We start from the raw sequence: 17200 nt of genomic DNA on the forward strand, positions 1-17200 counted from the left end.
CTCGGGGTTCGTAACGCCCTTCCACCGGCGTGGAAAATCGTCTAGCGCCGCTGGTCTATGACGACGATCGCTGCTCCGCTGGACGACCGTTTTGGGCTGGACCGCAAGGTCACGCTGCCCGGCCCGCTGCGTCTGGACGGGGGCGGCGTGCTCGCCTCGGTCGACATTGCCTATGAAACCTATGGATCGCCCAATGCCGACGGGTCGAATGTCATCCTTATCTGCCATGCGCTGACGGGCGATCAATATGTTGCCTCGACCCACCCGCTGACCGGCAAGCCGGGCTGGTGGACGCGCATGGTGGGCGCGGGCAAGCCGATCGATCCGGCCCGCCACCTCATCATTTGCGCCAATGTGCTCGGCAGTTGCATGGGGTCGTCCGGCCCGGCGGGCATCGATCCTGCTACCGGCGGCAAATGGGCGATGCGCTTTCCGGTCATCACCATCGCCGACATGGTGCGCGCGCAGGCGATGCTGCTCGACCATCTCGGAATCGGGCGGCTGCATGCGGTGATCGGCGGATCGATGGGCGGGATGCAGGCGCTTACATGGCCGACGCTCTTCCCCGACCGCCTCGAATCGGTCGTCGTCATCGCCTCGACCGCGCGGCACAGTGCGCAGAATATCGCGTTTCACGAAGTGGGACGGCAGGCGATCATGGCCGATCCGAATTGGCGCGGCGGCGATTATTATGCCGACAATCGCCCACCGTCCGCAGGCTTGTCGGTCGCGCGCATGGCGGCGCACATCACCTATCTGTCCGAAGCGGGCCTGACCGAGAAGTTCGGGCGCCGCCTGCAGGGGCGCGACGCCAAGACCTTCGGCTTCGACGCTGATTTTCAGATTGAAAGCTATCTGCGCCATCAGGGGATCAGCTTCGTCGAGCGGTTCGACGCCAATTCCTATCTCTATATCACCCGCGCGATGGATTATTATGACCTCGCCGAGGATCATCAGGGCAGTCTCGCCCGCGCATTCGAGCGGACGAAAGCGCGCTTCTGCCTCGTCAGCTTCGATACGGACTGGCTTTATCCCACATCCGAATCGCGGATCATCGTCCACGCCCTGAACGCCGCCGGAGCGCAGGCGAGCTTTGTCGAACTGTCCAGCCCGTTCGGCCATGACGCGTTCCTGCTGGACGTGCCGGAACTCAATCGCGTGGTCGACGGCTTCCTACGGGCGGGGGAACGCGGATGAGCGATCTGCGTCCCGATCTGGCGATCATCGCAGCCAATGTCGCACCGGGCAGCCGCGTGCTCGATGTCGGTTGCGGCGACGGCGCGCTGATGGCCGCGCTACGCGACGCGCGGAATGTCGACGCGCGCGGGCTGGAACTGAACCCCGCCAATGTTGCCTCCGCCGTCGGGCGCGGTCTGTCGGTGGTGCAGGGGGATGCCGACACGGACCTGCTCTATTATCCCGATGCCAGCTTCGACTATGCGATTTTGAGCCAGACACTCCAGACCACGCGCCGTCCCGACACGGTGGTCGAGGACCTGCTGCGCATCGCCGGGCAGGCGTTCGTCAGCTTCCCCAATTTCGCGCACTGGCGCGGGCGACTGTCCCTGCTGTGGGGGGGACGCATGCCGGTCACGCGGCTGCTGCCTGAAAAATGGTACGATACGCCCAATATCCACCACCTCACCATCGACGATTTCCGCGCGCTGGTGAAGGAACGCGGCTGGACGATCGACGGGCAATGGTTCCTGAAGGGCGACCGCCAGACCGGCGACGCGAACGCCAACCTGTTCGCGGAACATGCGGTGTTTTTGTTGCGGCGGTGAACCGCCCTACCGCTCCTTGGTTGCGCTGAATTTCAGGTCAGGGTTGCGTTCCTGCTGGTAATTGACGTCCCACGCGCTCTTGGCGAGGAAGACTGTATTGCCATCGCGATCCGCCGCCATGTTGGATCGGTTGATCCCCGAAAACGCCTTGATGTCCGCGTCGCTGCCGCCGAGCCAGCGGGCGGTGTCGAAGGGGGAGGGTTCCAGCACCGCCTCGACCTTATACTCCGCTTCCAGCCGGGAAATGAGCACGTCGAGCTGCAACTGGCCGACGACGCCGACGATCCACTGGCCGCCGATCTCGGGATAGAAGACCTGAATCACGCCCTCCTCGCTGAGGTCATCGAGCGCCTTGCGGAGCTGCTTGGTCTTGGTCGGATCGCGCAGCGCCACGCGGCGCAGGATTTCCGGCGCGAAATTGGGCAAGCCGGTGATGCGTACATCCGCTTTTTCGGACAGCGTATCACCCACCCGCAACGTGCCATGGTTGGGAATGCCGATGATATCGCCGGGATAGGCCTCGTCGGCAATCTCGCGGTCCTGCGCGAAAAACAGGATCGGCGAGTGGACCGCAATCGGTTTGCCACTACCAGAGGGGATGAGTTTCATGCCGCGCCGGAACTTGCCGGAGCACAGCCGCATGAAGGCGATGCGGTCGCGGTGTTGCGGGTCCATGTTCGCCTGCACCTTGAAGATGAAACCGGTGACATCCGGCCGATCCGGCGTGACCGGCTCCGGCTCAGCGGGCTGTTCGCGCGGCGGCGGGGCGTGGCGACCCAGCGCGTCGATCAACTCCGCGACGCCGAACAGCTTCAGCGCCGATCCGAAATAGACCGGGGTCAGGTCGCCATGGCGATAGGCGGCGAGATCGAAGCTCGCATAGCCGCCCTGCGCCAGCTCGCCTTCGCTGACCAAGGTTTCATGCCCCTGCGCCGACAGGACATCGGCCAAGCGCGGATCATCGATGCCGCTGAACTGCTCGACCGTGCCCTCAAACGCGCGGCTCGGCCCGCTTGGCTGGCGCAACTGGCCGGTGGCGAAGTCGAAAACCCCTTCGAACGTGCCACCCATGCCGACCGGCCAGCTCATCGGGCAGACATCGAGCGCGAGCGCATCCGCCACTTCGTCGAGCAGGGCGAAGGGATCGCGCCCTTCCCGATCGACCTTGTTGATGAAGGTAATGATCGGCACGTTGCGCAGGCGGCAGACTTCAAACAGCTTGCGCGTCTGGGGCTCGATGCCCTTGGCGGCGTCAATCACCATGACAGCGGAATCCACGGCGGTCAGCGTGCGATACGTGTCTTCGCTGAAGTCCTCGTGCCCCGGGGTGTCGAGCAGGTTGAAGGTGATCGTCTCGCCGTCCATCGTACGGCTGAACGTCATGACCGACGATGTGACGGAAATGCCGCGCTGCTGCTCGATCTTCATCCAGTCGGACCGCGCGCGACGGTTTGCGCCGCGGGCCTTCACCTCCCCGGCAAGATGGATCGCGCCGCCTTCCAGCAGCAGCTTTTCCGTGAGCGTGGTTTTGCCCGCGTCAGGATGGGAAATGATCGCGAAGGTGCGGCGGGAGGGAATGGACATGGAGAAAACTTTCTTGGAAACGGGAGAACGGGCGCGCAGTAAGCCGCGTCAGTTCTCGACCAGTGTCACGTTCATGCGAAACCGGCGGGACGCACCGGGCGCCAGGGTGATGATGCCGGGCTTTTGCGTAAAATCGCCGGTGAAGCCAGCCGGATCGGCCATGCCAGCCCACGGCTCGATGCACAGATAGTTCGCGCCGGGCTTCTGCCAGAGCCCGAGAGTGGGTGTATCGGGGAAATCGATGCGCAGGCGTGGCTCGCCCGGCACGCCCCAGAGCAGGCTGCGGCTTGTCAGTTGATCCCAGATCACCGCATCCCGTTCGAACAGGGCATGGGTGGGGATGAACGTGTCGCCCTCGACGGGCGTCGCTTCCGCGTCAGGCGCGATCAGCCCCGGCTCCCCGCCGATCCGGCGGATGGGCGCGGGCTCGGGCTGTTCAAAGACGATCCTGTGATCCTTCTTGGCCCCGCCGGTCGGCAGCGGCCAAGCGAAGGCGGGATGATAGCCGAAGCTGAACGGCATCGTCCGATTATCGCGATTTTCGACCGTGGCGGTCATCGCCAGCGTCGCCCCGTCGAGCGCGAAATCCATGTCGAGCCGGAATGCGAAAGGATAGACGGCATGAGTTGCCTCGTCCGCGTCGAGGCGGAACAGCACACGGGCCTTGTCCTGCTCCACGAGACCAAAATCCCGCCGCCGCGCAAAACCATGCTGGGGCAGGGCGTATTCCGTGCCATCCAGACGATAGCGATCACCGCGCAGCCGCCCGACAACCGGGAACAGCAACGGCGCGTGCCCAGTCCAGAAGGCCGGGTCGGCGTCTGTCATCCATTCGCGGCCCTGCGCGTCGGTCAGCGACCAGAGTTCCGCGCCCAGCGGGTGGATCTGCGCTGTCCATGCACCAGACCGGATCGCGACAGGATCAGCCACGCAAGCTCCCGCCCAGCTTTTCCGCAGCCTTCACCACGGCCGCGCTGATGGCGCCCAGCTCCTCTTCAGTGAAGCTTTTCTCGCCGGGCTGCAGGGTGACTTCGATGGCGAGCGACTTCATGCCGTCATCGACACCCACGCCGGTGAACACATCGAACAGGCGTGCGTCGACGATGCTCTTCTTGTCCGCGCCCCGGACCGCGCGGACCAGCGCATCGGCTTCCAGCGCTTGCGGGACAAGGAACGCAAAGTCGCGCTTCACCGCCTGCAACGCGGGCGGTGCGTAGGGTGTGCGCATGAAGCCCGCCTTGCGCTTGGCCGGTATCGCATCAAGGAAGATCTGCGCGGCGACCACCGTGCCGGACAGGCCGAATTCCTTCGCCAGCAACGGGTGCAGCACGCCATATTCGGCGAGCACCGTCTTGGGGCCGAGGCGCAGCGTGCCGGACTGGCCGGGGTGCCAGCTTGCGCCCGCATCGCCCATCATCTGCAGGTTCGCAACCGGCGCTCCGGCGGCGGCCAACAGCGCCAGTGCTTCGGCCTTGGCGTCATAGGGCGTGAAGGGCTGTGCCTTGCCGGATTGCCAGCCGCGCGGTGTGCGTTCGCCCGCCAGCACAAGGCCGACCGTGGGCCGCTCTTCGCTGTTGCCATCGGCCGCGTGGAAATAGCGGCGACCGACCTCGAACAGGCGAATGCTGGTCGCCCCGCGATCGCTGTTGCGCCGCGCAGCCGAGAGCAGGCCGGGCAACAGCGAGGGCCGCATGACCTTCAGCTCGTCCGAGATCGGGTTGGCGAGGGTCCAGTCGCCGCCGCCGACCGAGGCCGCTTCCTTCTCCGACAGGAAGGACCAGTTGATCGCTTCGTTGAGACCGCGCGACGCCGCCATGCGCCGCACCTTGCGTTCCACCAGCTGCGCGGGCGTGGCCGTCGGGCGCGCGACGCCGGGTGCGCGCGGCAGCGGGGTGGAGGGAACATGCTCCAGACCGACGATGCGCACGACTTCCTCGACCAGATCCGCCGGGCCGTCGATGTCGCGCCGCCAGCTGGGAATGGTCACCGACCAACGACCGGGCGCTTCGACAGTGACGGTGAAGCCCAACCGCGCCAGGATATCGCGCTGTTGATCGCCCACCACATCCACACCGGCAAGCGCCAGGCATGTCGCGGGATCATAGGAAACCTGGCGCGGTGCGACCGGCGGCTCCCCCGCGCGCGTCACGGCGCTTGGGCTGCCGCCGCAATGGTCGAGCACCAGCCGCGTCGCGATCGCCAGCCCCTCATCGAGAAAAGCAGGATCGACGCCGCGCTCGAACCGCTGGCGCGCGTCGGACGTGATGCCAAGCTTCTGCCCGGTGCGTGCAATCGCTTCCGGCGTGAAATAGGCGCATTCGATGAGCACGTCCGTGGTCGTGTCGGAAACGCCCGAATCCTCGCCACCCATAATGCCCGCAATATCGTGGACCTGGCGCTCGTCAGCAATGACAGTCATCGTCTCGTCGAGCGTGTAGGTCTTGCCGTTGAGGGCCAGCACCTGCTCGCCCTCCCGCGCACGGCGCGCGACGAGGCCGCCGCTCAGCTTCGCACGGTCATAGACATGAAGCGGCCGCCCCAGGTCGATCGACACGAAATTGGTGATGTCGACCAGCATGGAAATCGGTTTCTGGCCGATCGCCTTCAACCGTCGCGCCATCCATTCCGGCGCCGCGCCGTTGGTCACGCCCGATACGCCTTGCGCGAAGAACGCGGGGCATCCCTCCACATCGTCCGTGCGCACGTCCGGCCCCGCGCCCCCGCCCGCGATGGGATTGAGGCTCTCCATGCGATAGACATCATGAAGCGGTTTCAGCGTGCCCACGCCCTTGGCCGCGAGATCACGCGCGATGCCGCGCACGCCCATGCAATCCTGCCGGTTGGGGGTGATGGAAACATCGATGACCGGATCACCCAGACCTGCCCAGTCGGCATAAGCGGTGCCAACAGGCGCATCGGCGGGCAGTTCGATGATCCCGTCATGATCGTCGCCCAGTTCCAGCTCGCGCGTGGAGCACATCATGCCGTTCGATTCGACGCCCCGGATCGCCGCGACGCGCAGGACCATGCCATTCGCGGGCACGGTCGCGCCGGGCAGGCCGAACACGCCCACCAGCCCTGCCCGCGCATTGGGCGCGCCGCACACGACCTGCAACGGCCCCTCGCCTGCATCGACGGACAGCACCTGCAACTTGTCCGCCTGCGGATGCGGTGCGGCAGTGAGTACCTTCGCGATGCGAAAGCCCTCAAGCTTCGCGGCGGGGTCTTCCACGCCTTCGACCTCCAGCCCGATGGCGTTCAACGCCAGCAGGATGTCATCGAGCGACGCCGAGGTTTCGAGATGCTCCCTGAGCCAGCTCAGCGTGAACTTCATGCGCCCACTCCCCCGCTCAGCGTCGGCACGTCGAGTGCACCGAAACCGTAATGCCGCAGCCAGCGCAGATCGCCGTCGAAGAAGGCGCGCAGGTCGTTCATCCCGTATTTGAGCATGGCGAGGCGGTCGACGCCGGTGCCGAAGGCAAAGCCCTGCCACACAGTCGGGTCGAGACCGCAGGCCTCGATCACGCGGCGGTGGACCATGCCGCTGCCCAGCACTTCCATCCAGCCGCCATTGGCGTCGTCGCCGCTGCCGCCGATCACGCGCTGGCCATTTTCGTGGGTGTAGCCGACATCGACCTCCACCGATGGTTCGGTGAAGGGAAAATAGCTGGGGCGCAGGCGCAGGACGATGTCTTCCCGCTCGAAAAACGCCTTGAGGAAGGTCTCGAGCGTCCATTTGAGGTGGCCCAGATGGATGCCTTTGTCGATCACCAGCCCCTCGATCTGGTGGAACATCGGTGTATGGGTTGCGTCGCTGTCGCTGCGATAGACGCGGCCCGGCGCGATGATGCGGATCGGCGGTTCCTGACCCTTCATCGTGCGGATCTGCACCGGCGACGTGTGCGTCCGAAGCAACATGCGATGTTCCGCGCCCCCCACGTCCGGGAAATAGAAGGTGTCGTGCATCGCGCGCGCCGGGTGCGTCTCCGGAATGTTGAGCGCGGTGAAATTGTGCCAGTCGTCCTCGATCTCCGGCCCGGTCGCCACCGAGAAGCCGAGATCCGCGAAGATTTCCGCCAGCTCGTCCATCACCTGAGACACGGGATGCACCGTGCCCAGCGGCAGGGCATCGATGGGCAAGGTCATGTCCAGCGTTTCGGACGCCAACCGCGCGTCGAGCGCGGCGCTTTCCAGCGCGGCCTTGCGCTCGGCGATGGCGGCGGTGACACTCTCGCGCAGGTCATGGATCGCGGGGCCACGCTCCAGCCGCTCCTCTGGCGACATCGCGCCCATGGTCTTGAGCAGGCCGGTGACCACGCCGGACTTGCCCAGCGCGCCCACCCGCAACGCCTCCACGGCGTCCAACGTGTCGGCCTTGGCGATATCGGCCAGCAACCCGGCCTTTAGTGCTGTTACTTCGGTCATGGCGCCCCGCTAGCCTAAATGCGCACAAAGAAAAAGGTGCCGGAAGCGTCTGCCCCGGCACCTTCGCATTTCTATCGTCTGTGATTCAGGCTGCGGGCAGTGCAGCCTGCGCCTGTGCGACGATCGCTTTAAACGCTTCGCCTTCGTGCATCGCGATGTCGGCCAGGACTTTCCGGTCCAGATCGACGCCTGCGAGCTTCAGCCCGTGCATGAACTGGCCATAGGTCAGGCCTTCCATGCGGACGGCGGCGTTGATGCGCTGGATCCACAGGGCGCGGAAGCTGCGCTTCTTTACCTTGCGATCGCGATAAGCGTACTGCCCGGCCTTCTCGACGGCCTGACGGGCGATACGGATGGTATTCTTGCGGCGGCCATAATAGCCCTTCGCCTGTTCAAGAATATTCTTGTGCTTGGCGCGGGTGGTGGTGCCCCGTTTGACGCGTGCCATGTCTCTCTACTCCTTACTTCAGGCCGTAGGGTGCCCAGAGGCGGACGTGCGCGACGTCGGCTTCGGACAGGACGGACGTGCCACGGTTCTGGCGGATATATTTCGCGTTGTGCGAGATCAAACGGTGGCGCTTGCCGGCGACGCCGTGCTTCACCTTGCCGCTGGCGGTGAATTTGAAGCGCTTCTTCACACCGCTCTTGGTCTTGAGCTTGGGCATTTTCGTCTCCTTGTGTTGGGATGGCGGTGAGGCCATTTCCGACGATTGCGGACAGACTCGGCAGCCCTTGTTAGCCGGTCCGTCCCATTACAGAATCGCGCGGACACGCCACGCGAAGGCGGGCCTATAAGGTCGGACCTCACGAAACGCAAGGGATATGACGCCCCGCCGCGCCGTTGGACAGGGAAACTTGCAGCAGCACGGCGCGTTGGGGGACGATGGATCAGACCGTCTCTCCCGACGCCCGCCCTCTTGCGGAGCCAACGCCTATACGGGACTCGCGCCGCGCCCGTGCGCGCCGGAGATGGAAGAAAGTGCCGCTGCCGATACGGATCGTCACCTATGTCCTCCTTGCGCTGTTCATCATCTGGCTGGTGCTGTTCCTTACCAAGGGCCGTTTCCTCAAAGGCCCGTTTCAGTCGATCGCATCGCGCAGCCTGCAGCGGGACGTGAAGGTCGGCGGCGACTTCCAGCTCTATTTCGCGCCGGTCAATATCAAGTTTCTCGCCGAAGACATGCGGATCGCCAACCCGGCGTGGGTGGGGCGTCAGCCGTTCTTCTACGCCAAGCTGATCGACACCCGTATTTCGCTGATCTCTTTGATCTTTCAGGACAAGAAGCGGGCGCGTTGGCTCAACCTGCGCGACGCGGAGGTGGATCTGCAATGGTCGCGCGACGGGAAGCGCAACAACTGGACCTTCGGCGATCCCAATGCGAAGGGAAAGCCGATGGAGATGCCGGTCATCACCCGGGCAAGCATCACCGGTACCAACATCCGCTACGCCGACCCCCGCTTGCAGATCACGGCGAATATCGATGTCGATACGGTGCGGGCGGCCGATACGCGCTTTTCGAGCGACATCCGCTTTCACGGGTCGGGCACGATGCGGGGCAAGGGCTTCACCCTGCGCGGCGAATTGCTCTCGCCCAATGAAACGGTCACCGGCGGACGCAACCAGCTCGTCGCCCGCGCGACATCGGGCGCCACGATCCTCGACGTGAGCGGCACCTTGCCGGAAGCAACGCAGATCGAAGGCTCCGATCTTGCGCTCACCGTGCGCGGGCCGAATATCCGTCTGCTGTTCGATTTCCTGGGCGTCGCCATTCCCGACACGCGCGCCTACCGAATCCGCTCGGCGCTCACCTACCAGGATGACGAATGGCGCTTCACGCGGATGAAGGGTGTGTTCGGCACAAGCGATATCGCGGGAACGATGACCATCGGCATGCCGAACGAACGGCTGAAAATTGACGCCAATCTTGTTACGCAGACACTCGACATCATCGATGCCGGGCCGTTCTTCGGTTACGATCCGCAGAAGCTCGCCACTCAGGGTGCGACCGCCGCCGTGTCTCAGCCCGGCGGGCCTGTGCGCGTGCTGCCCGATGCGCCGCTGCGCATCGACGCGATCAGCCAGTTTGACGCCGATGTGCAGTACAGCGTCAAGCGTGTGCGGGCGGAAAGCTTCCCCATTTCCAACATTGCGGTAACCGTCGATCTCGACCGCAGCCTGCTCAAACTTTCGCCGCTGACGTTCGACATGGCGGGCGGGTTCGTGTCATCCGACATCGCGATCAATGCCCGCGTGAAGCCGGTACACACCGACTATGACATCCGGCTGTCGCCCACGCCGATGGGCAAGCTGCTCGCGCGCTGGGGCGTCGAAGAGTCCGGTACGACTGGCACCATCAGGGCGCGCGTCAAAATGAGCGGCGAGGGCGACAGCATCCGCGAATCGCTCGCAACGTCCGACGGTCGCATCGCGATCATCCTGCCCGCCGGGTCGATGTGGGCGCGGAATATCCAGCTGTCCGAACTCGACATCGGCACCTTCGTGTACAAGATGTTTCAGGACAAGCTGAAAGACCCGGTCGAGATCAACTGCGGCCTTATCGCCTTCACCGTGCGCGACGGCATCGCAGCGGCCGACCCGATTTTGATCGACACGAAAAAGAATGTCATTCTCGGCCGCGGCGGCTTCAGTTTCAAGAATGAGACGCTGGACCTCGCCGTCCGCGCCGATGGCAAGAAGTTCAGCCTGTTTTCGGCGCAGTCGCCGATAGGCGTGAACGGCAGTTTCGGTGCACCGGGGATCAACCCGATCAGCCCGCAGCTCGTGGCACGTGCGGGGATCGGACTGGGTCTGGGGCTGGTTGCCTCTCCGCTGGGCGCCGTGCTGGCGTTTGTGGACGTCGGTGATGCAAAATCAGCGGCATGCGGCCCGGTGCTCGCTGGCGCGCAGGCCACCGCGCAGCGCACCACCAAAGGAAAACCGCGTGATGATGTGGGGCGGGGCACAACCGCCAAATCGGAGAGCGGCAAGACGAACGGTCAGGAAAAGCAGGAACAGAAGAAGAAGTTTCTGGGGATCTTCTGATAGGGGTTCGCCCGGCGTGCGGGCAGCGGAAATCCCGACTACAGCGGCTTTTCGTAGATGATGTACGTCTTGTTGATGTGGCCGTTGATCGCGTCCGCGACAGCGACCATGCCCTGATTGTCCTCCAGCACCCAGCCAAATTCGCCCCGGCTTGCGCCATATTTCGTGACCGCGTCGCGGCGGATATATTCGATCATCATGAAGGCAAGCTGGCTGGCGATGCGCGACGACTGGAGGCGCTTGACCACACCCATCAGCGGGACGCGCATCGTGCGTACTTTGGGGGCACGCAGCCACCACAGCAGCTTTGCCCAGCCAAATGGAAACAGCGATCCGTTGAGCGGTCCCAGCGCCTCATTGAGATCGGGCAGGGTCATCATGAAGGCGACCGGCTCGCCATCAATCTCGGCAATGCGGATCAGATCCTCGAATACGATCGGCTTGAGCTTCTTGCCGACAAATGCGATCTCCGTGTCGGTCAGGGGCACGAAGCCCCAGTTGTCGCCCCAGGCATTGTTGAGGATACCTAGGATGGTGGCCGCTTCCCGCGTGAACTTGCTCTTGTCGACCTTGCGGATGACGATGCGCTCGTTCTTTTCGCCCGACTGGATGATGCGCTGGACCAAGGGCGGGAAATCGCCGGTGATCGGAATTTCATACGTCCGCAGTTCCTTGGCGGGGGTGTAGCCCGCGCGCGCGATCCAGCCTTCATATTCCGGGCGGCCATGGCCCATCATCACGGTCGGCGGATGGTCGAAGCCGGACGTGAGGAGGCCAGGCTCGTCCCAGATCGAAATCGACAGCGGCCCCAGCGCGCGATGCATCCCCTTGCCACGCAGCCAGTCCTCCGCCGCGGCGATCAGCGCGGCGGCGCTTTCCTCGTCCAGCGCTTCGAGCATCCCCCAATTGCCGGTGCCCGGCCCCATGCCCTGTTCGACCGGCTGTTCAAGCGCGAGATGATCGATATGGGCGGAAATTCTCCCGGTCACTTTGCCATCGCGGCGCGCCAGGAAATAATGCGCTTCGCCATGCTCGAACCAAGGGTTCTTGCCGGGGGTTAGCAGGGCGTGGACCTCGTCCTTCAACGGTGCGACCCAAGCGGGATCGTTGGCATAAACCGTCCAGGCCAGATCGACGAATGCCTTGAGGTCGGCCTTGCCGGAGACGGGGGAGATCACTACGTCCGATACAGCCACGGCGTTGCCTCACATTTGATCGGTGACAAGGAATGGTTCGATCGGCCTGTTAGGGCGGACGCACGACGCGGACAATGATTATGTCACTTTGCTGCCATGATCCGCACGCATTTGGACAGTAGGACAGCTTCATGACGGCTTATGAAAAGATCGACGTGGTTAGCAAGTCCGCGACTCCGGATGATGCGGCCATGCTGCGCGCGGCGGTGCAGCTGACGAAGGATATTACGACCGCGCGGGCCGCGATCTACTGGCCGGACTGCTTTCTCTCGGCGCTGGTCGGCTATGCGGCACTGGTGGGGGCAATCCTTAGCCCGAACCTGCTCCTGACTGTCGGGCTGGGCGTGATAGCCGCGCTGGCGCTTTACCGTGCGCTGCTCTTCATTCACGAGCTGACCCATATCCACCGCACCGCGCTGCCCGGCTTTCGCTTTGCGTGGAACCTGTTCGTCGGTATCCCCATGCTCACGCCGTCGTTCATGTATGAGAATGTGCACACGCTGCACCACGCGCGCACCCGCTATGGCACGCCGGAAGATCCGGAATATCTGCCGCTGGCGCTGATGAAGCCGTGGTCGCTTCCCGTGTTCGTGCTGGTCGCGGCGCTCGCGCCCGTGGCCCTGCTGATCCGCAGCGCGGTCCTTGTGCCACTCGGCGCGATCATCCCGCCGCTCCGGACGGTGGTGTGGGAGCGTTTCTCGGCCCTATCGATCAATCCCAGCTTCCGTCGTCGCCCGCCGGAGGGCGCGTTCGGCCGGATGGTGTTCTGGCAGGAGCTGGGAGCAAGCCTCTGGGCCGTTGCGCTGCTGGCGAGCACGCAGATCCTCGGCTGGCGGCCGCTGCTCACCGCGCTGGGGATTTTCTCGGTCACGGCGGTGCTCAACCAGCTGCGCACGCTGGTCGCGCATCTCTGGGAAAATGACGGAGAAGCGATGACGGTCACCGGACAATATCTGGACTCGGTCAATGTCCCGCCGCCGGGCTGGATCGCGCCGCTGTGGGCGCCGGTCGGCCTGCGCTATCACGCGCTGCATCACCTGTTGCCGAGCCTGCCCTATCACTCGCTCAGTGAAGCGCATCGGCGGATTGCCGCGCATCTCGGCACGGAATCAACCTATCATGGCGCGAATTACGGCGGGATGATCCCGCTCCTCGGCAAGATCGCGCGCAGCACGATGGTCAGGCGATAAGGGCTACTCCTCGGTGCGGACGAGCACCGATTCGCCGAGCAGCAGGAACAGCAGAAACGGCGCCCATGCCGCGATGAACGGCGGATAGGCCCCCAGATTGCCCATCGCGAGCGAGAAATTGTCCGCCACGAAATAGGTGAAGCCCAGCCCCATGCCGATCACCGCGCGGACGAACAGGTGTCCGCTACGCGCCAGACCGAACGCCGACACAGAACCCAGCAACGGCATCAGCAGCGCGGAGAGCGGCCCGGAAATCTTGTGCCACAACGTCGATTCGAGCGCGCTTGTGGGACGGCCCGCATCGCGCAGATCGCCGATCGCCTGTTGCAGCGGCTGGAACGCGAGCCCGTCGGCATTCACCTTGGCCAAGGTGAACTGGTCCGGCCGCACATTGGTGGCGGCGCGGACGGTCCCGACCTGTCGCATCGTTCCGCGGCCAACATCGAACTGCCGCGCATCGTGAAACAGCCACGATCGGGTCGCGGGATCATAGCTGGCCGTCGGCGCGCGCACGACATTGACCAGCCGGTTCTCAATGCGGTTGAACATTTCGATATCGCGCAACTTGGTCGCATTGCCACGGCCCGTCACGGCCCCGGCGTTGATCAAATTGTTGCCGTCACGCACCCAGACATTCGTCTTTATCCCGCTCTCGCGCGGGATCGGACCATAATCGACCGCCTGCCATGCTTCGAGCGCAGCAGTGGCGCGGGTAACGATTCGCTCGTTGAACGTATAGCTGACGGCGGCAATGCCTAGCGCGGCGAGCATCAGCGGCGCGAGGATCTGGTGGGCGGAGAGACCCGCCGCCTTCATCGAAACGATCTCGCTGTTCTGGTTCATGCCCGTCAGCGTGACCAGCGTACCGAGCAGCACCGAGAAAGGCAGAAACCGCGCGACGATCTGCGGCAGGCGCAGGCCGACATAATGCCACAATTCCGCCTCGCCATTGCCGGCAGGCGCCAGGATCTCTTCAGATTGGCCGAGCAGGTCGAGTGTCATCAGCACGAGGACAAGCATGATCAGCACGACAAACGAGCGGATCAGGAAAGCGCGGCCCACATAGAGGGCGAGGGTGCGCGACGGAAAAAACTGCAGCTGCATAACGCCTTCCTACATGATCTGGTGCAAGCGTTTCCGCCCGAACCGGAGCCATTTTGCGAGCCATTTGGTTACTTTCGCGAAAAGCGATTCCAGCGCCCCAATCGGCTGGCCGCCCGGCCGGTGCGCGACCACATGATACATCCACAGGATCAGCGCAGCGAACACGAGGAAGGGCAGCCAGAGCGCCAGCAGCGCATCAAACTTGCCCGCCGCGCCCACACCTTCGGCATATTGGTTGATCTTGTGATAGGTCACGATGAAGATGATCGACAGGAACACGCCCAGTGCCGATGTCGACCGTTTGGGCGGAATCGCAAAGGCCAGGGCGGCAAGCGGCAGCAGGAACATCATCGCCACCTCTACCAGCCGGAAATGGAAATTCGCGCGCACTTCATTGCGCAGCATCGGCGCGGTATGGGGTGACACGCTGACCCGCGCGAGTTCCGGCAGGGTTAGTTCGCGGTCGGCATCGCCCCGGCCCCGGAAATTCTCAATCTTAGGGAGGTCGATGGGCAAGTCGTGGCTCGAAAAGCTCAGGATGCGCGGGTTCACGATCTTGTCAGAACTGTGGACCAGTACACCGTCGGTGAGACGCAGAATGATGGTGTCCGGATCGTCGGTGGCGAGGAAGGTGCCGCGCGCGGCCGTCACCGCGAGGACCTGCCCCTTGTCGCCGCCGGGGCCACCCTTCGCGCGCACGAAAATGCCATAGAGATCACGACCCTTGTCGCGGCTCTCCTCGATTCGCAGGGTCATGTTCTTTCCGAGACTGGTGAACTCGCCGACCTTGATGGATGCACCCAGCGCGCCAGAGCGCAATTCGTAGGACAGGCCTTCATAGGCGTAGCGGGCGTAAGGCTGGACAAAGCCGACGATCGCCAGATTGAGCAGCGCAAGCCCGAACGCGAAGAGATAGGGCACTTTCAAAAGCTGCATCGGAGACATCCCGACCGCGCGCATCACGTCCAGTTCCGAAGACAGCGCCAGACGCCGGAATCCCAGCAAAATGCCCAGCATCAGGCCAATGGGAATGCCCAGTGACAGATATTCCGGCAGCATATTGGCGAGCATCCGCCACACGACGCTGACCGGTCCGCCTTGCGCCGCGACGAAGTCGAACAGGCGCAGCATTTTGTCGAGCACCAGCAGCATCGCCGCAATCACCAGAGTGCTTGCCATCGGAATTGCAACCAGTCGGGCGATATATCGGTCGGTGGCCGTAAAAAGTTTCAATTTATGGTCGTCCCGTCACCATGTTTTGGCCGCAAAGGCAGATCATATCGCAAGAGGGGCGAACAGGGCCACCCGTCTCGTCACGTCGACAGGGCGGGCTATAGCTTCGAGGAGACCTTTGGTCATGTTGAATTTTTCGGGTGCTTTGGGGGCAGTTGCCACGGTGCTCGTTGCAACCGGTGTTCTTGTCACGCCCGCCCGTGCGGTGGCGCAGCGGCAGGTCATCGATAATGATCTGTCGCGCTGTGCGCCGTCGGCCGGACCTGCCGTGCTGGTGGACGTTAGCGGGTTCAAGGGCGCGACCGGCAAGATCCGCGTCCAGGCCTATCCTGCGACCCGTAGCGCGTGGTTGGAAAGCGGTGCGTGGATCGACCGCATCGACGTGCCCGTCCAGGCGAGCAATGGTCGCATGAAGTTCTGCCTCCCCCTGCCCGCGCCCGGTCGCTACGGCATCGCGGTGCGCCACGATCGCAACGGTAATGGCAAGACCGACCTGCGCGAGGATGGAGGCGGTTTTTCGAACAATCCCAAGGCGAGCATTTTCAACCTTGGCAAGCCGTCGGTGGACAAGGCCGCGATTACGGTTGGGAACGCGCCGACCAGCATCTCGATCACGCTACAATATTTTTAGGGCATCAATCTAGGAAACCGCCTGAATGGTCTGCGTCGCCCTCCTGTCCAACCCCCACTCCACTGGCAACCGCCAGTTGCTCCCGCGTGTGCGCAGCTATTGCGCGAATTCGCCGGACATTTTCCATTACGAGGTGGACGACGTCGACCAGATCGGCCGGGCGATGGAAACGATCGCCCGGGTAAAGCCGGCCGTTATCGTCATCAACGGCGGCGATGGTACGGTGCAGACCGCGCTGACCGAGCTGTATCAGGGTGGCCATTTCGATACCGACGTTCCGCCCGTGGCGGTGCTGCCTAATGGCAAGACCAATCTGATCGCACTCGATCTCGGCATTCGCGGCGACCCGATCAAGGCGCTGGCGCGGATCGTCGAGATCGCGAAGACCAATGTGCAGGATCATGTCGTCGTGCGCGAGCTTATCGCCTTGTCGGACGGGGAAAGTGCTACGCGTCCGGTGCTTGGCATGTTTCTGGGTGGAGCAGGCCTTGCCGACTCGATCCTCTATTGCCGTAACCAGATCTATCCGCTCGGACTCTCCAACGGGCTGAGCCATGTGCTCACGGCCTTTGCCGTATTGCTGAGCAATCTGTTCGGCGTGCGCGGGCGCTATCTGCCGCCCTCTGCCCGGCCGATTTCAATTTCGCTCATGCGCGACGGACAACTGGCGGGCAAGTTCGCCGTGCTGATCGTCACCACGCTGGAACGACTGCTGCTCGGGGCGAAGCCGGGCGACGCGGGGCAGGGGCGGCTGAAGCTCATGGCGGTGGACCAGACGGCCGCCGCCGTGTTGCGCATGCTGTTCGCCAGCCTGACCGGCCGCTTCGGCGCGAGCCGGATGCAGGGCATTCACCTGGAACAAGGCGACGTCATCCGGATCGAGGGCGACCATAGCAGCGTCATCCTCGACGGCGAGATTTTCGAGGCGAGCCACGGCCGCCCGATCGTGCTGCGCTCGACCGCGCCGGTGCCATTCCTGCGCCTCGCTGCATAACGGCAGAGACCGCTAT

At 63.9% G+C, this 17200-nt stretch carries 15 protein-coding genes; 6 read left to right on the top strand and 9 right to left on the bottom strand.

Translation table 11 applies throughout. From position 1 onward, the window contains the following. Positions 1-57 precede the first annotated feature (57 nt). Entirely contained in the window at positions 58-1197 is a 1140-nt protein-coding gene (gene metX / locus FHS92_RS09990) for a homoserine O-acetyltransferase MetX (RefSeq protein ID WP_184080018.1), read from the top strand. Further along, the gene (gene metW, locus FHS92_RS09995; protein WP_184080020.1) at positions 1194-1784 is read left to right on the top strand and encodes a methionine biosynthesis protein MetW; all 591 of its coding nucleotides are present in this window, start codon (positions 1194-1196) and stop codon (positions 1782-1784) included. Before metX ends, metW begins: the two co-directional genes overlap by 4 nt. Positions 1785-1790: 6 nt before the next feature. Here metW and FHS92_RS10000 read toward each other — a convergent pair whose 3' ends face one another. The 6 genes from FHS92_RS10000 to rpmI all read right to left on the bottom strand — a co-directional run bounded on the left by FHS92_RS10000 (position 1791) and on the right by rpmI (position 8458). Further along, positions 1791-3368 (bottom strand): peptide chain release factor 3, encoded by a 1578-nt coding sequence (locus FHS92_RS10000; RefSeq protein ID WP_184080022.1) that lies wholly within the window; start codon positions 3366-3368, stop codon positions 1791-1793. A gap of 48 nt (positions 3369-3416) precedes the next feature. After that, positions 3417-4298: an aldose epimerase family protein gene (locus FHS92_RS10005; protein WP_184080024.1), complete on the bottom strand. Its 882-nt coding sequence runs from the start codon at positions 4296-4298 to the stop codon at positions 3417-3419. Next, positions 4291-6702: a phenylalanine--tRNA ligase subunit beta gene (gene pheT / locus FHS92_RS10010; RefSeq protein WP_184080026.1), complete on the bottom strand. Its 2412-nt coding sequence runs from the start codon at positions 6700-6702 to the stop codon at positions 4291-4293. Before pheT ends, FHS92_RS10005 begins: the two co-directional genes overlap by 8 nt. Then, positions 6699-7793: a phenylalanine--tRNA ligase subunit alpha gene (gene pheS, locus FHS92_RS10015; protein WP_184080028.1), complete on the bottom strand. Its 1095-nt coding sequence runs from the start codon at positions 7791-7793 to the stop codon at positions 6699-6701. The genes pheT and pheS overlap by 4 nt, the downstream gene beginning before the upstream one ends. An 85-nt stretch (positions 7794-7878) precedes the next feature. Continuing rightward, positions 7879-8241, bottom strand: coding sequence for a 50S ribosomal protein L20 (rplT, locus tag FHS92_RS10020; RefSeq protein WP_184080029.1), 363 nt, complete (start codon positions 8239-8241; stop codon positions 7879-7881). Positions 8242-8254: 13 nt separating this feature from the next. Continuing rightward, entirely contained in the window at positions 8255-8458 is a 204-nt protein-coding gene (gene rpmI / locus FHS92_RS10025) for a 50S ribosomal protein L35 (protein ID WP_184080031.1), read from the bottom strand. A 218-nt stretch (positions 8459-8676) separates the two neighbouring features. Between rpmI and FHS92_RS10030 the strand changes: the two genes are divergently transcribed. Further along, complete coding sequence (locus FHS92_RS10030; RefSeq protein ID WP_184080033.1) at positions 8677-10836, top strand: AsmA family protein; 2160 nt, start codon at positions 8677-8679, stop codon at positions 10834-10836. 38 nt (positions 10837-10874) lie between these two features. Here FHS92_RS10030 and FHS92_RS10035 read toward each other — a convergent pair whose 3' ends face one another. After that, entirely contained in the window at positions 10875-12032 is a 1158-nt protein-coding gene (locus tag FHS92_RS10035; protein ID WP_184080035.1) for an N-acetyltransferase, read from the bottom strand. A gap of 131 nt (positions 12033-12163) precedes the next feature. Between FHS92_RS10035 and FHS92_RS10040 the strand changes: the two genes are divergently transcribed. Next, positions 12164-13222, top strand: a complete 1059-nt coding sequence (locus tag FHS92_RS10040; RefSeq protein ID WP_184080037.1) for a fatty acid desaturase family protein — start codon at positions 12164-12166, stop codon at positions 13220-13222. Positions 13223-13225: 3 nt separating this feature from the next. Here FHS92_RS10040 and lptG read toward each other — a convergent pair whose 3' ends face one another. After that, a complete protein-coding gene (lptG, locus tag FHS92_RS10045) occupies positions 13226-14326 on the bottom strand; it encodes an LPS export ABC transporter permease LptG (protein ID WP_184080038.1) in 1101 nt (366 codons plus the stop codon). Between the two features lie 9 nt (positions 14327-14335). Continuing rightward, complete coding sequence (lptF, locus tag FHS92_RS10050) at positions 14336-15559, bottom strand: LPS export ABC transporter permease LptF (protein WP_184080040.1); 1224 nt, start codon at positions 15557-15559, stop codon at positions 14336-14338. 124 nt (positions 15560-15683) lie between these two features. Between lptF and FHS92_RS10055 the strand changes: the two genes are divergently transcribed. Both FHS92_RS10055 and FHS92_RS10060 read left to right on the top strand, forming a co-directional pair. Next, positions 15684-16190 (top strand): DUF2141 domain-containing protein, encoded by a 507-nt coding sequence (locus tag FHS92_RS10055; RefSeq protein ID WP_184080042.1) that lies wholly within the window; start codon positions 15684-15686, stop codon positions 16188-16190. Positions 16191-16215: 25 nt separating this feature from the next. Continuing rightward, positions 16216-17184: a diacylglycerol/lipid kinase family protein gene (locus FHS92_RS10060; RefSeq protein WP_184080044.1), complete on the top strand. Its 969-nt coding sequence runs from the start codon at positions 16216-16218 to the stop codon at positions 17182-17184. The last annotated feature ends 16 nt before the right edge of the window (positions 17185-17200 follow it).

The organism is Sphingobium subterraneum (assembly GCF_014199435.1).
GTDB lineage: Bacteria > Pseudomonadota > Alphaproteobacteria > Sphingomonadales > Sphingomonadaceae > Sphingobium > Sphingobium subterraneum.

Excerpts from the sequence above, each read along its gene's own strand:
- metX (WP_184080018.1), top strand. The coding sequence starts at position 58 with ATGACGACGATCGCTGCTCCGCTGGACGACCGTTTTGGGCTGGACCGC.
- metW (WP_184080020.1), top strand. The coding sequence starts at position 1,194 with ATGAGCGATCTGCGTCCCGATCTGGCGATCATCGCAGCCAATGTCGCA.
- FHS92_RS10000 (WP_184080022.1), bottom strand. The coding sequence starts at position 3,368 with ATGTCCATTCCCTCCCGCCGCACCTTCGCGATCATTTCCCATCCTGAC.
- pheT (WP_184080026.1), bottom strand. The coding sequence starts at position 6,702 with ATGAAGTTCACGCTGAGCTGGCTCAGGGAGCATCTCGAAACCTCGGCG.
- pheS (WP_184080028.1), bottom strand. The coding sequence starts at position 7,793 with ATGACCGAAGTAACAGCACTAAAGGCCGGGTTGCTGGCCGATATCGCC.
- rplT (WP_184080029.1), bottom strand. The coding sequence starts at position 8,241 with ATGGCACGCGTCAAACGGGGCACCACCACCCGCGCCAAGCACAAGAAT.
- rpmI (WP_184080031.1), bottom strand. The coding sequence starts at position 8,458 with ATGCCCAAGCTCAAGACCAAGAGCGGTGTGAAGAAGCGCTTCAAATTC.
- FHS92_RS10030 (WP_184080033.1), top strand. The coding sequence starts at position 8,677 with ATGGATCAGACCGTCTCTCCCGACGCCCGCCCTCTTGCGGAGCCAACG.
- FHS92_RS10040 (WP_184080037.1), top strand. The coding sequence starts at position 12,164 with ATGACGGCTTATGAAAAGATCGACGTGGTTAGCAAGTCCGCGACTCCG.
- lptG (WP_184080038.1), bottom strand. The coding sequence starts at position 14,326 with ATGCAGCTGCAGTTTTTTCCGTCGCGCACCCTCGCCCTCTATGTGGGC.
- FHS92_RS10055 (WP_184080042.1), top strand. The coding sequence starts at position 15,684 with ATGTTGAATTTTTCGGGTGCTTTGGGGGCAGTTGCCACGGTGCTCGTT.
- FHS92_RS10060 (WP_184080044.1), top strand. The coding sequence starts at position 16,216 with ATGGTCTGCGTCGCCCTCCTGTCCAACCCCCACTCCACTGGCAACCGC.